The organism is Burkholderia sp. HI4860 (assembly GCF_002223045.2).
Taxonomy (GTDB): domain Bacteria; phylum Pseudomonadota; class Gammaproteobacteria; order Burkholderiales; family Burkholderiaceae; genus Burkholderia.
In genome coordinates this window covers 1,683,542-1,697,341 of sequence record NZ_NKFO02000003.1, presented here as the reverse complement: position 1 = coordinate 1,697,341, position 13,800 = coordinate 1,683,542, and the positions used below count along the sequence as shown (strand labels likewise).

Genomic DNA, 13,800 nt, shown 5'->3' with positions numbered 1-13,800 from the left:
GAGAGAGCCATGATGTACAACGCTCAAGGAAAGATGTCCCAGGCCGACGTGCTCGCGCAATATGCGCCGCTCGTGCGACGCCTCGGGCTGCAGCTCGTCGCGAAGATGCCGGCGAGCGTCGACCTCGACGACCTGATCCAGGCCGGCATGATCGGCCTGATGGACGCGGCCGGCCGCTACAAGGAAGACCAGGGCGCGCAGTTCGAGACCTACGCGACCCAGCGTATCCGCGGCGCGATGCTCGACGAGCTGCGCAGCAACGACTGGCTGCCGCGCAGCCTGCGCAAGACGTCGCGCGAGGTCGAGCACGCGGTGCACCAGGTCGAGCAGCATCTCGGCCGCTCCGCGAGCGAGACCGAGATCGCGCAGCACCTGAACATGCCGCTCGACGAATACCAGGGGATGCTGCAGGACCTGCACGGCAGCCAGCTGATCTACTACGAGGATTTCGACCGCGCGGCCGACGACGAGCCGTTCCTCGACCGCTACCGCGTCGATCACGCCGATCCGCTGTCGGCGCTGCTCGACGAGCACCTGCGCGAAGCGCTCGTCGAGGCGATCGAGCGGCTGCCGGAGCGCGAGAAGCTGCTGATGTCGCTGTACTACGAACGGGGTCTGAATCTGCGCGAGATCGGCGCGGTGCTCGAAGTGAGCGAATCGCGCGTGTGCCAGCTGCACAGCCAGGCCGTCGCGCGCCTGCGCGCACGGCTGCGCGAACAGGCGTGGGTCGGCGCGGAGTCCTGACCCTTTACTGACGGCCGCGCGCGCCGACGCCGCGCGCGTGTGCCGATGCGCGCCATGTGTATGCGCGCTTGCGCATTCTGCGCGCCGATTTGCTACAATCCTCTCCGCTTTCCGAGGAGCGTTGCGACGGACCACCCTGCGTCCGCCAGGCTCGGAAGGCTTCACCAAGCAGCCGTGCGGCACAACCGCGTCGGCCCCGCTTCCTGAACGGCGCTCACGTCACCAATCTAGAAACTTTTTAGAAAGGAGGGCGTGATGAACGCCATTATCGATTCCAAAGCTTCCAACGATTACGTCGTCGCCGACATGGCGCTGGCCGGCTGGGGCCGCAAGGAACTGAACATCGCCGAGACCGAAATGCCGGGCCTCGTGCAGATCCGTGACGAATACAAGGCGCAGCAGCCGCTGAAGGGCGCGCGCATTGCCGGTTCGCTGCACATGACGATCCAGACGGGCGTGCTGATCGAGACGCTGAAGGCGCTCGGCGCGGACGTCCGCTGGGCCTCGTGCAACATCTTCTCGACGCAGGATCACGCCGCTGCCGCGATCGTCGAAGCCGGCACGCCGGTGTTCGCGTTCAAGGGCGAATCGCTCGACGAATACTGGGAGTTCTCGCACCGCATCTTCGAATGGCCGAACGGCGAATTCGCGAACATGATCCTGGACGACGGCGGCGACGCAACGCTGCTGCTGATCCTCGGCGCGAAGGCCGAGAAGGACCGTTCGGTGATCGCGAAGCCGACCAACGAGGAAGAAGTCGCGCTGTACAAGTCGATCGCCAAGCACCTCGACGCGGACCCGACCTGGTACTCGACGCGCCTCGCGCACATCAAGGGCGTGACCGAAGAAACCACGACCGGCGTGCACCGCCTGTACCAGATGGAAAAGGACGGCCGCCTGCCGTTCCCGGCGTTCAACGTGAACGATTCGGTCACGAAGTCGAAGTTCGACAACCTGTACGGCTGCCGTGAATCGCTGGTCGACGGCATCAAGCGCGCGACCGACGTGATGATCGCGGGCAAGGTCGCGGTCGTCGCGGGCTACGGCGACGTGGGCAAGGGCTGCGCGCAATCACTGCGCGGCCTGGGCGCGACCGTGTGGGTCACCGAAATCGACCCGATCTGCGCACTGCAGGCGGCGATGGAAGGCTACCGCGTCGTGACGATGGAATACGCGGCCGACAAGGCCGACATCTTCGTGACGGCCACCGGCAACTACCACGTGATCAACCACGATCACATGAAGGCGATGCGCCACAACGCGATCGTCTGCAACATCGGCCACTTCGACTCGGAAATCGACGTCGCGTCGACCCGCCAGTACCAGTGGGAAAACATCAAGCCGCAGGTCGACCACATCATCTTCCCGGACGGCAAGCGCGTGATCCTGCTGGCGGAAGGCCGCCTCGTGAACCTCGGCTGCGCGACCGGCCACCCGTCGTTCGTGATGTCGAATTCGTTCGCGAACCAGACGCTCGCGCAGATCGAGCTGTTCGTGCGCGGCAACGAGTACGAGAACAAGGTGTACGTGCTGCCCAAGCACCTCGATGAAAAGGTTGCGCGCCTGCACCTGGCGCGCATCGGCGCGAACCTGTCCGTGCTGTCGGACGAGCAGGCTTCGTACATCGGCGTGCAGAAGGACGGCCCGTTCAAGCCGAACCACTACCGCTACTGATCCGATGCGCCGTGCCGCCGTGCCGGGCGCGCGTCACCCGCGCGCACCCGGCACGGCGGCACGGCGCGGGATCGCCGGCTGCGGCGGCGCGCCTTCGGGCACCCGCGGCGGCCGGCGGCGGCCACTGATCGTACCGATCGACAACCGAACCGGAGCACTCCATGAGCGTCATCCTCACCTGGGTCATCAACGCGCTCGCGCTGCTGATCATCACCTACCTCGTGCCGTCGATTCACATCAAGAGCTTCGGCACGGCGCTGATCATCGCGGTCGTGCTCGGCCTGATCAACACGGTGATCCGTCCGGTGCTGATCCTGCTGACGCTGCCCGTCACGATCGTCACGCTCGGGGTGTTCATCCTCGTCGTGAATGCGTTGTGCTTCTGGTTCGCGTCGTCGCTGCTGAAGGGCTTCGAGGTGTCGGGCTTCTGGTCCGCGTTCTTCGGTTCGATCCTGTACAGCATCGTGTCGTGGCTGCTGTCCGCGCTGATCTTCGGGCAGCGCGACATCGGCTGACCTTTTCGAATCATGAAACCGATCGAACTCTCGTTTGAATTCTTCCCGCCGAAGACGGCGGAAGGCGTCGAGAAGCTGCGCGCCACGCGTGCGCAACTGCTGCCGCTGAAGCCGAAATTCGTGTCCTGCACGTTCGGCGCCGGCGGTTCGACGCAGCAGGGCACGCTCGATACGGTGCTCGACATGCAGAAGGACGGCCTCGAGGCCGCGCCGCACCTGTCGTGCATCGGCTCGTCGCGCGACAGCCTGCGCGCGATCCTCGACCAGTACCGCTCGTACGGCATCCGCCACATCGTCGCGCTGCGTGGCGACCTGCCGTCGGGGATGGGCGAAGTCGGCGAACTGCGCTATGCGTCGGAGCTCGTCAGCTTCATCCGTGCCGAGCACGGCGACTGGTTCCACATCGAGGTGGCCGGCTATCCGGAGTACCACCCGCAGGCGCGCTCGCCGAAGGCCGATCTCGAGAATTTCGCGCGCAAGGTGAAAGCCGGCGCGAATTCCGCGATCACGCAGTACTTCTTCAACGCCGACGCGTATTTCCGCTTCGTCGACGATGCGCGCAAGCTGGGCGTGGAGGTGCCGATCGTGCCGGGCATCATGCCGATCACGAACTTCTCGCAGCTGATGCGCTTCTCCGAGATGTGCGGCGCGGAAGTGCCGCGCTGGGTCGCGCGCCGGCTCGAGAGCTTCGGCGACGATCGCGAGTCGATCCGCGCGTTCGGCGCGGACGTCGTCACGAGCCTGTGCCAGCGTCTGGTCGACGCGGGCGTGCCGGGGCTGCATTTCTATACGCTGAACACGGCGGCCGCCACGCGGACGATCTGTGAACGGCTCGTCATGTAAGCGCGCTCACGCGAAGGCATGCGTAAAGGCCCCGCCGGTTGTATCGGTGGGGCCTTTTTTTCGATGACGGCGGCGCGCGGCCGCGTGCGTCAGCGCTGCGCCTGCATCAGCGGCGGTCGACGCTCGAACCACGGCCGCGCCTGTTCGAGCTGCCGGGCGAGCCGGAGCAGCAGCCCGTCGTCGGCGTGACGCGCGGCGAACTGCACGCCGATCGGCAGCCCGCGCGCGTTCCAGTAGAGCGGCACCGACATCGCCGGCTGGCCGGTCAGGTTGAACAGTTCGGTGCAGCCGGCCCACGTGAACGCTTTTTCCGACGACTTCGCGAGCATCTCCTTCAGCAGTGGCTTCACCGGCAGCGCGGCGAGCACCTTCATCTGCGCCGCTTCGAACGGCGTCGGCTGCAATTCCCCGATCTTCACCGGCGGGCCCGCGAGCGACGCGCACAGGATCGCGTCGTAGCGCGACACGAGGCCGGCCACCTGCACGGTGAGCTGGCGCTGCCATTCGAGCACGTCCGGCAGGCGCGTGCGCGCGAGGCGCCGGCCGACGACGGCCATCGCCCACGTCGCGGCCTCGAATTCGCCGCGCTTCGGCGTGCGGCCGGTCAGTGCACGCGCGCCGAGCACCATCTCCTCGGCGATCGTCGCCCATAGCGTGAGGAAGGTTTCGGCCGCGCGCGCGTAGTTGACCTGCAGCGTCGCCGGCTCGACATGGTGGCCGAGCGATTCGAGCAGCGCGGCCGCGTCGTCGAGCGCCGCGCGCGTGTCGTCGGCCAGTGCCGGCGCGAGCATCGGGTCGAGCACGAGGCCGATCCGCAGCGGGCCGGGCGGCGTGTCGAGTTCGCCGAGGAACGTGCCGGGCGCGCCCGCCGGCAAGGTCTGGCCGGTCGTCACGTCGAGCAGCAGCGCGCTGTCGCGCACGCTGCGCGTGACCGCATGCTGGACGACCAGCTCGCCGTTCGACGGCAGGTCGACGAGTACCGGGTTGCGGCTGGGTTTCAGGCCGAACAGCCCGCAGCACGACGCCGGAATGCGGATCGAGCCGCCGCCGTCGGACGCATGCGCGATCGGCACGATGCCGGCCGCGACGGCCGCCGCCGCACCGCCGCTCGAGCCGCCGGGCGTGTGATCGAGATTCCACGGGTTGCGGCACGCGCCGAACAGTTCGGGTTCCGTGTACGGCATCTGGCCGATCTCCGACGTGTTGGTCTTGCCGAACACGTTGAGACCGGCCGCGCGGCTGCGCGCGATCACCGGCGAATCGTCGGCGGGCACGAAATACCGGTAGTGCCGGCTGCCCATCGACAGCGGCAGCCCGGCGACCGCCGCGCCGAGATCCTTCACGAGATAGGGAACGCCGGCGAACGGCGCGTCGGCGCCGCCGTCGGGTGGGGCGGCCGCGCGCTGGCGTGCGGCTTCGTAGTCCTGCAGCACGATCGCGTTGATCGCGCCGTTGACCGCTTCGGCCTGGCCGATCGCGGCGTCGAGCAGTTCGCGCGGGCTCGCCTTGCGTTCGCGTACCAGTGTGGCGAGGCCGATCGCGTCATGCGCGAGATAGTCCGAGTGCATCGCTGTCATCCCCGTGGTGGCTCGTGGCGATGACAGCAGCATAACGCGGGCCCGGTGCGCGGGGCCCGCGGCCGGCCGTTTTTAGAGGTGCTCGGCGAGGAAAGCCAGCGTGCGGCCGTGCGCGAGCGCCGACGCGCGCTGGTTGTACGACGCGCGATCCGTGCAGTTGAAGCCGTGCTCGGCGCCCGGATAGTCGTGGAACGACGCGTGGCCGTGGCCGGCGAAGGCGGCCTTCACCTGGTCGACGGCCTCGGGCGGGATCGCGTGGTCGTGTCCCGCGTAGTGGAACAGGATCGGCTGCTTGATCTGGCCGGCCAGATCGAGCGCGTTCTGGATGCCGCCGCCGTAGTAGGCCACGGCCGCGTCGATCTTGCCGGTCGCGGCCGCGCGGTACGCGAGCTGGCCGCCGAAGCAGTAGCCGATCGCGGCAACCTTGCCGGCCACTTCGGGGCGCGCGCGCAACGCATCGGCTGCCGCGCCGATGTCCGCGACCGCGAGACCCACGTCGGTCTTTTTCATCAGCTCGATACCCTTGTCGCGATCCGCGCCTTCGTAGGTCAGCTCGACGCGCGGCTGCGTGCGCCAGAACACGTCCGGCGCGAGTGCGACGAAGCCGTCGGACGCGTACTGGTCGGCGACCGCACGGATGTGCGCGTTCACGCCGAAGATCTCCTGGATGATGATGACGGCAGGGCCCGTGCCGCGCTTGGGCAGCGCGAGATAGCCGCCGAAAGTGTCGTTACCGGCGGGAATGTCGATCCATTGGGCAGTCACGTTCTGAACTCCTGGCGAACGGGGTGCGCGATGCGCGCCCCGGGGTGGAAGAGGGCGGCTTAGTGTGCCACCGATCGTGTGACGGTGCAGCGCACGCGCCCGCTTCTCGCGCAGCGATCGTTTCGATCTCGATTATTCATTTTTCGGCGCTGCGCCGCTTCGATAGAGTCGATGTACCGGCCTTTACAAAGCGCTTTCGCGCATCGTCACCGAAGGATTCGCCATGTCCGCCCGTCTGTTTGCCACGCCCTTTTCCGAACGCTTCGGCCTGCGCCTGCCGCTCGTGCAGGCGCCGATGGTCGGCGCGACCACGACCGCGATGGTCGCCGCCGCGTCGAATGCCGGCGCGCTCGGCAGTCTCGGCGCCGCCGCGTTCGCGCCCGAGCGCCTCGCGACCGAAGTCGACGCCATCCGCGCGGCGACCGATCGCCCGTTCGCGGTCAACCTGTTCGTGCTGCCCGATGCCGCGCCCGACGCGGCGACCGTCGCCCGCGCGCTCGCCGCGATCGACCCGCTGAACGCAGCGCTCGGGTTGCCGCCGGGCACCGCGCCCGCGCGCTACGCGCCCGACTTCCGCGCGCAGCTCGACGCACTCGTGGCGTTGCGCGTGCCCGTTGCGAGCTTCACGTTCGGCGTGCTCGATGCAGCCGACGTCGCCCGCCTGAAGGCCGCCGGCACTTACGTGATCGGCACGGCGACGCACGTGGCCGAGGGCCTCGCGTGGCAGGCGGCCGGCGCCGATGCGCTGTCCGCGCAGGGCGCCGAGGCGGGTGGCCATCGCGGCACGTTCATCGGTGCCGCCGACGATGCGCTGATCGGCACGCTCGCGCTCGTGCCGCAACTGGTCGACGCGACCGGCCTGCCCGTGCTCGCCGCGGGCGGCATCATGGACGGCCGCGGGATCGCGGCCGCGCTTGCGCTCGGCGCGCAGGGCGCACAACTCGGCACCGCGTTCCTCACCTGCACGGAAAGCGCGATCGCGGCGGACTGGAAGGCGCGCCTGCTCGCGAGCGCCGACACGTCGACGCAGGTCACGCGCGCCATCACCGGCCGCCACGCGCGCGGGCTGCGCAACACGTTGATGGCCCGGCTCGGCGAACGCGTGGCCGACGCCGCGCCGTACCCGGTGCAGAACGCGCTGACCCAGCCGCTGCGCCAGGCCGCCGCGCGCGCGAACGACGGCGACTACCTGTCGCTCTGGGCCGGGCAGGGCGCGCCGCTCGCACGGCGGCGCGGCGATGCGCTGACGACGTCGCAGCTCGTCGCCGCGCTCGAGGCCGAATGGCGCGCGGCGGCTGCCTGAATCGTTCATATCGGACGACGAAACGCGCGTTGTCACGCGCGTTTCATTCAATGATCGCGGGCACAAAATACCGAATCGAAATGCCCCCGGAATGTTTTAAAACGACCTTTCAGCGAGTCGCCTGGAATTAGCGGAAACCCTTATCCGGCGGGGCTTGCGGCGATATTCGAGTAGTCGTTCCAATGGACGCATATCGGTAGTGTTACCACTACCCCAAAAAAGTCCCACAAATTAATTTGATCACCTACACTTGCGCGCAAGTACGGATGGGCGGCTGCTAAAAGCGGCGGTTTTCACGTGCTTGAGGCCAAGTGCATGAACGATGCAACCGGCGAATCGTCCAGTGATTGCAAACACAGGGATGGCAGCGGGGCACCGGGCGATGGCGTTTATTGGGACCGAAACTGGAGACTTACATGAATATCAAGATGCAAAAGCTGTTGCCGATCACCGCGGCCGCGATGCTGTGCGCTGCAGCTGCGGGCAACGCAGCGGCCGATCAAGTCGTCAAGATCGGCCACGTCGCGCCCTTGACGGGCGGCATTGCACACCTGGGCAAGGACAACGAAAACGGCGCACGTCTCGCTGTCGAAGAGATCAACGCCAAGGGTCTCACGGTCGGCGGCCAGAAAATCACGCTGCAACTCGACCCGCAGGATGACGCGGCCGACCCGCGGCAGGCCACGCAGGTTGCGCAGAAGCTCGTCGACGACAAGGTCGTCGCGGTGGTCGGCCACCTGAACTCGGGCACGTCGATCCCGGCCTCGAAGATCTACAGCGATGCGGGCATCGTGCAGATCTCGCCGTCGGCGACCAACCCGGCCTACACGCAGCAGGGCTTCAAGACCACGTACCGCGTGGTGGCCACCGATGCGCAGCAGGGCCCGGCACTCGCGAACTACGCGCACTCGAAGGGCATCAAGAGCGTGGCCGTGGTCGACGATTCGACCGCGTACGGCCAGGGTCTCGCGAACGAGTTCGAGAAGAAGGCCAAGGCGCTCGGCCTGAAGGTGATGTCGCATGACGCGACGAACGACAAGGCGGTCGACTTCCGCGCGATTCTGACCAAGATCAAGGGCGAGAATCCGGACGCGATCATGTACGGCGGCATGGACGCCACCGGCGGCCCGTTCGCGAAGCAGGCGAAGCAGCTCGGCCTGCGCGCGAAGATCTTCGCGGGCGACGGCGTGTGCACGGAAAAGCTGGCCGACCTGGCCGGCGACGCGACCGACAACGTGGTGTGCTCGGAAGCCGGTGCTTCGCTCGAGAAGATGTCGGGCGGCGCGGCGTTCAAGGCGAAGTACGAGAAGCGCTTCGGCCAGCCGATCCAGATCTACGCACCGTTCACGTATGACGCCGTGTACATCATCGTCGATGCGATGAAGCGCGCGAACTCGGCGGATCCGGCGAAGATCCTCGCCGCGATGCCGGCGACGAACTACTCGGGCGTGATCGGCACGACGACCTTCGACTCGAAGGGCGACCTGCAGCACGGCGTGATCTCGCTGTACAACTACAAGGGCGGCAAGAAGTCGCTGCTCGACGAAGTGAAGATGTAACGATACAAGCGGTCAACAGAAGGGGTGAAGGCGCGCATGCGGCAACGCATGCGCGCTTTCTTTTTGGGCCGGCGCGTGCCGCGCCCCGTCAGATCTTCAGCCGCGCGAGCACCTTCGGCGCGACGGCCGCGACGAGCGCCGCGCACAGCGCGACGACGGACAGGCCGATCGTCAGGTTCGAGGCTTGCGCGACGGCGCCGATCACGACCGGACCGAACAGCATGCCGAAATACGCGAGCCCGGCCACGTGCGCGAGCCCTTCGGCCGCATGGATGCCTTTCACGCGCGCGGCGGCCGCGAACAGCACCGGCATCATGTTCGCGAGGCCGAGGCCCATCAGCGTGAAGCCGGTCAGCACCGTGGCCGAATACGGCAGCAGCAGCGCGCCGATCATCCCCGCGCAGGCGAGCGACGCGCTCGCGAACACGAGCTGCGGCGCGCCGAAGCGGGCGCGCACGGCGTCGCCCGCGAAGCGCGCGATGGCCATCCCGCCCGAGAACGCGGCATAGGCGGCGCTGGCGAGCGCGGGGCTCGCGACGACGACGTCGCGCATGTACACCGTCGCCCAGTCGTACATCGCGCCTTCGGCGATCAGCGCGACGAGCGCGATGCCGCCGAGCATCCACAACGCCGGCGAGCGCCAGCGGTTGCCGCCGCCGTGCGCGTGCTCGTGATGCGGCACATGCGGGAGCACGGCCGGGCTGGCGACCACCAGCACCGTCGCGCTGGTCGCCGCCGCGAGCGCGAGATGCACGGCCGGCGCCATGCCGGCCGACAGCAGCGCGCCGCCGGCGGCCGCGCCGGCCATCCCGCCGATGCTGAACATGCCGTGCAGCGACGACATGATCGGCCTGCCGATCGCGATTTCGACCGCGCTGGCCTCGGCGTTCATCGCCACGTCGAGCGTCGCCATCGAGAAGCCGAACAGCGCGAGCACGGCCAGCAGCATCGGGTAGTCGGGCACGACGAGGATCAGCGCCGCGCAGGCCGACATCACGAGCCCGCCCGCGAGGCACGCGGTGCGCGAGCCGACGCGCGCGATCCAGCGCGCGATGGTCAGCATCGCGGCGATTGACCCGACGGCGACCGCGAACAGCGCGATCGACAGCAGCCCGGGGCTCAGCGCGAACTTGTCGCGCACGGTCGGCACGTGCACGCCCCACGACGCGAACATCATGCCGGCGACGAAGAACAGCGCCATCGATGCCGCGCGGGCGCGCTGGCGGGCCGGCAGCGACAGCACGCGATGCGCGTCGGGCGGCGCGGCGAACGGGGACGACGATTCGGGGGAGGAGGATTCGGACACGATGACGCTCATCAAGGGAAATGCACGGACGCGCGCGGCGCCCGTCGGATCCGTCCGATTCTATCGAACCGCTTACGATCCTGCCGGGCGTTGGCCGTTCGGCCGATGGTCCGGCGATTAGTCAGTGACCCGCGTTCGGCCGCATCGACTGCCCTGGCCGTTCGACCGATGCACGGTGCGCCGCGCCCGCGGGTAACATCGGAGCGCGTGGCGTGCCCGATGCGCCACCCTTCGACCGCAGGAGTCCTCTTGAACATCGATCCCGCTCTCGCCGTGCATCTGCTGCACCGCTGCGCGCTCGGCACGCTCGCCACCCATTCTCGCGATCCACAGGGTTTCCCGTATCCGACGGTCGTTCCGTTTGCACCCGATGCAAGCCACCGTCCCGTGATCCTCGTGAGCGGCCTCGCGGAGCACACGCGCAATCTGGCCGCCGATCCGCGCGCGGGCTTCCTCGTCGTCGATGCGCCCGACGGCGACGTGCTGAACGCCGAGCGCGCGACGCTGCTCGGCCGGTTCGTGCCGCTCGGCGACGATCCGCACGTCACCGCGCGCTACTGTCGTTATGAGCCGGATGCCACGCGCTATCTCGCGCTGGGCGATTTCACGTTCTGGGCACTCGACGTCGAGCGGCTGCGCTATATCGGCGGGTTCGGGCGCATGGGCTGGGTCGACGGCACGCATCTCGAGACGCTGCCGCCGCTCGCGTTCGACGAGGAGCAGGCGTTATGGGACGCGTACGATGCCGGCGCTGCGCGCCGCGACGGGCTCGAATTGCTCGGCGTCGATCGCCACGGCGCCGACTGGCGACATGACGGCCGCCGCGTGCGTACGCCGTTTGATACGCCATTGGCCGATGCGGGCGAATGGCGCGACCGGCTGATTGCGTGCGCGCGGGATGTGACGTGACGTCGCGGATAGCGGCGGGTGCGCGCCGAACCCGTTTAGCGAGGCGCGCCATGCGATTTTCGTAAAGCTGTCGTCCGATGAAAGCTTCTATTTTTCAAATGCAGGGTAATTGCGTATGTTGATAGGCCTAATAGCCAATCGCTAATGTCCTAATCTCTGTGTAGGAACGTAAAAATTTGAGAAAAGGCCGCGGCCGGTCAAAATGACACGTGTGAATTCCAATTGATCTCGGGATTTTCATGAATCCCGCTTCTATCAAATCTTTTTTGTGCTAATCTCTGCCTTCGAAAATCCGAGGCACATATATTTCATGAATGGTGAGCTGGCTGCAGACCGGCGCCATTGGTCAGATAGAAAGGGAAACTATGTCTTCTTACAAGGACCTGCTGGCCCAGCGGGAAAAGCTGGAGAAGCAAATCGAAGAAGCAAAGTCGCGTGAATACGCTGAAGTGCTGAATGACGTGAAGCAGAAAATTGCCGACTACGGCTTTTCGCTCGCCGAACTCGGTCTCAGCCGCGCGAAGGCAGGTAAGGTTGGGCGTCCGCGCGCAGGCGTTGCCGCGAAATACCGCGATCCGGAAACGGGCGCGACGTGGTCGGGCCGCGGCAAGCCGCCGCGCTGGATCGCAGGCAAGAACCGCGAACAGTTTGCGATTTAAACGTCTGTTTAAATAGCCTGCTCTTCAAAAGAGCCGCGTGTCCGTTAAGGAGCGCGGCTTTTTTGTTTTCAGCGGCCGCCTCGCACATGGCGGTGTCATGGAACTGTAATAATGGGGCGTGAATGAAAATACGACCCGTTCGCATAAGCGATTGATTTAAATAAGAAATTTGTGGGTATTGGCCGGGTTCGCGGGGCGCCCTTGATAGAATCGGGTTTCCGTACACCCATATCCCATATTTCATGTCCACGTTTTCCGGCGACGCGCAGAGCGCAGATAAGCACGCGGTTGCACGCAAGAGCACGTTCGTCAGTATTGTGCTGAATGTCGTGCTTGCGACATTTCAGATCGTCGTCGGCGTGATTGCCCATTCGCAGGCATTGATTGCTGACGGGGTGCATTCGATTTCCGATTTGATCTCGGATTTTGTCGTGCTGGTTGCGAATCGGCATAGCGGCGCATCGCCGGATGCCGACCACAATTACGGCCACAGCCGCTACGAGACCGTCGCGTCGCTGTTTCTCGGCGCTATCCTGATTGCGGTTGGCGTCGGCATGCTCTGGCGGGCCGGCGACCGCCTCGTTAATCTCGAAAACATTCCGGCGGTACATTTTTCCGCGCTGCTCGTCGCGCTGACGGTGCTCGTGTCGAAAGAGGCGCTGTTTCGCTACATGCTGCGCGAAGCGCGGCGCGTCCGTTCGGCGCTGCTCGTCGCGAACGCATGGCATGCGCGTTCGGATGCCGCATCGTCGCTCGTCGTCGCGATCGGCATCGTCGGCAGCCTGGCCGGCGTGCGGCTGCTCGACCCGATCGCAGCGGCGATCGTCGGCTTCATGGTGGCGCGTATGGGCTGGACGTTCGGCTATGACGCGTTGCAGGACCTCTCCGACCGCGCGCTCGACACGACCGATACGGACGAGATCCGCGCGCTGCTCGCGGCGACGCCGGGCGTGCGCGACGTGCACGACCTGCGCACGCGCAAGATGGGCGATGCCGCGCTCGTCGACGCGCACATCCTCGTCGATCCGAAAATCTCCGTCTCCGAAGGGCACTACATCGCCGAGACCGCGCGTGCGCGCGTGCTGCACGATCCGCGCGTGCTCGATGCGCTGATCCACGTCGATCCCGAGAACGACGCGGCGCGCCGTCCGGCGCTCGCGCTGCCGCCGCGCGGCGAGATCGTGGCACGGCTCGAGGCCGCGCTCGCGCAGCGCGGGCTGCATGCGGCGGCCATCAACCTGCATTACCTGAGTACGGGGCTCGAGATCGACGTGACGCTTGACTGCGATCCGCACGAGCCTGACGCGGCGCTGGCCGGCCGGCTCGGCGCCGACGCGCTGGAGCGCGAGTTCGGCGCGCGCCGGATCGGCTTCACGCGCACGATGCCCGCGCAGGCGTGACCCGCCGCGGGCACACGGGATGGAAGGTCGCCCGCGCGTGCCGGCGCGTTACAGCGGCAGTTGCGTGTCGAACTTGATCTCGCGCAGCACGACGCTCGTGCGCACCTGCGACACGGCGGGGATCTTGAAGATGCGTTCGTGCAGGAACACGTCGTAGGCCTTGATGTCCGGCGCGACGATCTTGAGGATGTAATCGGCTTCGCCGGTCGTGCTGTAGCACTCGGTGACTTCCGGGCAGGTCGAGATCTCGCGCTCGAACTGCTCGACGCCGCCTTCGTTGTGGCGGGTCAGGTGCACGTGCGCGAGCGCGCAGACGTGCAGGCCGAGCTTCTCGCGATCGAGCAGCGCCGTGTAGCGCTGGATCACGCCCGACTGTTCCATGTCCTTGATGCGGCGCCAGCACGGCGTGCTCGACAGGCCGACCTGGTCCGAGATTTCCTGGACCGAACGGCGCGCGTCGAGCTGCAACAGGCGAAGGATTTTTTGCGAAAAGGAATCGAGCGTCACCTGCGCCTCCATGCGGCAGCTACAACACGCTGAATGTTA

13 protein-coding genes and 1 riboswitch are annotated in these 13,800 nt (G+C 66.8%); of the genes, 9 read left to right on the top strand and 4 right to left on the bottom strand.

The genetic code is table 11. The features are described 5' to 3' along the window. The first annotated feature begins 9 nt into the window (after positions 1 to 9). The 4 genes from CFB34_RS23190 to metF all read left to right on the top strand — a co-directional run bounded on the left by CFB34_RS23190 (position 10) and on the right by metF (position 3,776). A complete protein-coding gene (locus CFB34_RS23190) occupies positions 10 to 744 on the top strand; it encodes an RNA polymerase sigma factor FliA (protein ID WP_006484033.1) in 735 nt (244 codons plus the stop codon). Positions 745 to 851: 107 nt separating this feature from the next. Continuing rightward, positions 852 to 967, top strand: a riboswitch (S-adenosyl-L-homocysteine riboswitch). 32 nt (positions 968 to 999) lie between these two features. Then, positions 1,000 to 2,418 (top strand): adenosylhomocysteinase, encoded by a 1,419-nt coding sequence (ahcY, locus tag CFB34_RS23185; RefSeq protein ID WP_089438988.1) that lies wholly within the window; start codon positions 1,000 to 1,002, stop codon positions 2,416 to 2,418. 161 nt (positions 2,419 to 2,579) lie between these two features. Beyond that, positions 2,580 to 2,933 (top strand): phage holin family protein, encoded by a 354-nt coding sequence (locus CFB34_RS23180; protein ID WP_006477367.1) that lies wholly within the window; start codon positions 2,580 to 2,582, stop codon positions 2,931 to 2,933. Positions 2,934 to 2,945: 12 nt separating this feature from the next. Next, a complete protein-coding gene (metF, locus tag CFB34_RS23175; RefSeq protein WP_089424248.1) occupies positions 2,946 to 3,776 on the top strand; it encodes a methylenetetrahydrofolate reductase [NAD(P)H] in 831 nt (276 codons plus the stop codon). Positions 3,777 to 3,865: 89 nt separating this feature from the next. Here metF and CFB34_RS23170 read toward each other — a convergent pair whose 3' ends face one another. Both CFB34_RS23170 and CFB34_RS23165 read right to left on the bottom strand, forming a co-directional pair. Beyond that, positions 3,866 to 5,344: an amidase family protein gene (locus CFB34_RS23170; RefSeq protein ID WP_089439032.1), complete on the bottom strand. Its 1,479-nt coding sequence runs from the start codon at positions 5,342 to 5,344 to the stop codon at positions 3,866 to 3,868. Positions 5,345 to 5,425: 81 nt separating this feature from the next. Beyond that, positions 5,426 to 6,118 carry a dienelactone hydrolase family protein gene (locus CFB34_RS23165; protein WP_089438989.1) on the bottom strand — a complete coding sequence of 231 codons (693 nt, stop codon included), beginning with the start codon at positions 6,116 to 6,118 and terminating at the stop codon, positions 5,426 to 5,428. Positions 6,119 to 6,341: 223 nt separating this feature from the next. On the opposite strand from CFB34_RS23165, the gene CFB34_RS23160 reads away from it, so the two are divergent. Both CFB34_RS23160 and CFB34_RS23155 read left to right on the top strand, forming a co-directional pair. Continuing rightward, positions 6,342 to 7,421, top strand: coding sequence for a nitronate monooxygenase (locus CFB34_RS23160; RefSeq protein WP_089438990.1), 1,080 nt, complete (start codon positions 6,342 to 6,344; stop codon positions 7,419 to 7,421). 416 nt (positions 7,422 to 7,837) lie between these two features. Next, the gene (locus CFB34_RS23155) at positions 7,838 to 8,980 is read left to right on the top strand and encodes a branched-chain amino acid ABC transporter substrate-binding protein (protein WP_089438991.1); all 1,143 of its coding nucleotides are present in this window, start codon (positions 7,838 to 7,840) and stop codon (positions 8,978 to 8,980) included. Between the two features lie 88 nt (positions 8,981 to 9,068). Here the strand turns inward: CFB34_RS23155 and CFB34_RS23150 are convergent, their stop codons facing one another. Next, positions 9,069 to 10,298 carry an MFS transporter gene (locus CFB34_RS23150; RefSeq protein WP_089439033.1) on the bottom strand — a complete coding sequence of 410 codons (1,230 nt, stop codon included), beginning with the start codon at positions 10,296 to 10,298 and terminating at the stop codon, positions 9,069 to 9,071. A 237-nt stretch (positions 10,299 to 10,535) separates the two neighbouring features. Here CFB34_RS23150 and CFB34_RS23145 point away from each other — a divergent pair, with 237 nt between their 5' ends. The 3 genes from CFB34_RS23145 (at position 10,536) to CFB34_RS23135 (ending at position 13,254) form a co-directional block, all read left to right on the top strand. Then, on the top strand, positions 10,536 to 11,195 hold the full coding sequence (locus CFB34_RS23145; protein WP_089438992.1) for a pyridoxamine 5'-phosphate oxidase family protein: 660 nt from the start codon (positions 10,536 to 10,538) through the stop codon (positions 11,193 to 11,195). Positions 11,196 to 11,560: 365 nt separating this feature from the next. After that, complete coding sequence (locus tag CFB34_RS23140) at positions 11,561 to 11,854, top strand: H-NS histone family protein (protein WP_006491875.1); 294 nt, start codon at positions 11,561 to 11,563, stop codon at positions 11,852 to 11,854. Positions 11,855 to 12,096: 242 nt separating this feature from the next. Further along, positions 12,097 to 13,254 carry a cation diffusion facilitator family transporter gene (locus tag CFB34_RS23135; RefSeq protein WP_089438993.1) on the top strand — a complete coding sequence of 386 codons (1,158 nt, stop codon included), beginning with the start codon at positions 12,097 to 12,099 and terminating at the stop codon, positions 13,252 to 13,254. Positions 13,255 to 13,302: 48 nt separating this feature from the next. Here CFB34_RS23135 and CFB34_RS23130 read toward each other — a convergent pair whose 3' ends face one another. Next, positions 13,303 to 13,773 carry an Lrp/AsnC family transcriptional regulator gene (locus tag CFB34_RS23130; protein ID WP_011882933.1) on the bottom strand — a complete coding sequence of 157 codons (471 nt, stop codon included), beginning with the start codon at positions 13,771 to 13,773 and terminating at the stop codon, positions 13,303 to 13,305. Between the last annotated feature and the right edge of the window lie 27 nt (positions 13,774 to 13,800).

Bases quoted from the DNA above. Each gene is read 5' to 3' on its own strand.
- CFB34_RS23190 (WP_006484033.1), top strand. From the start codon at position 10: ATGATGTACAACGCTCAAGGAAAGATGTCCCAGGCCGACGTGCTCGCG.
- ahcY (WP_089438988.1), top strand. From the start codon at position 1,000: ATGAACGCCATTATCGATTCCAAAGCTTCCAACGATTACGTCGTCGCC.
- CFB34_RS23180 (WP_006477367.1), top strand. From the start codon at position 2,580: ATGAGCGTCATCCTCACCTGGGTCATCAACGCGCTCGCGCTGCTGATC.
- metF (WP_089424248.1), top strand. From the start codon at position 2,946: ATGAAACCGATCGAACTCTCGTTTGAATTCTTCCCGCCGAAGACGGCG.
- CFB34_RS23170 (WP_089439032.1), bottom strand. From the start codon at position 5,344: ATGCACTCGGACTATCTCGCGCATGACGCGATCGGCCTCGCCACACTG.
- CFB34_RS23160 (WP_089438990.1), top strand. From the start codon at position 6,342: ATGTCCGCCCGTCTGTTTGCCACGCCCTTTTCCGAACGCTTCGGCCTG.
- CFB34_RS23155 (WP_089438991.1), top strand. From the start codon at position 7,838: ATGAATATCAAGATGCAAAAGCTGTTGCCGATCACCGCGGCCGCGATG.
- CFB34_RS23150 (WP_089439033.1), bottom strand. From the start codon at position 10,298: ATGAGCGTCATCGTGTCCGAATCCTCCTCCCCCGAATCGTCGTCCCCG.
- CFB34_RS23140 (WP_006491875.1), top strand. From the start codon at position 11,561: ATGTCTTCTTACAAGGACCTGCTGGCCCAGCGGGAAAAGCTGGAGAAG.
- CFB34_RS23135 (WP_089438993.1), top strand. From the start codon at position 12,097: ATGTCCACGTTTTCCGGCGACGCGCAGAGCGCAGATAAGCACGCGGTT.
- CFB34_RS23130 (WP_011882933.1), bottom strand. From the start codon at position 13,773: ATGGAGGCGCAGGTGACGCTCGATTCCTTTTCGCAAAAAATCCTTCGC.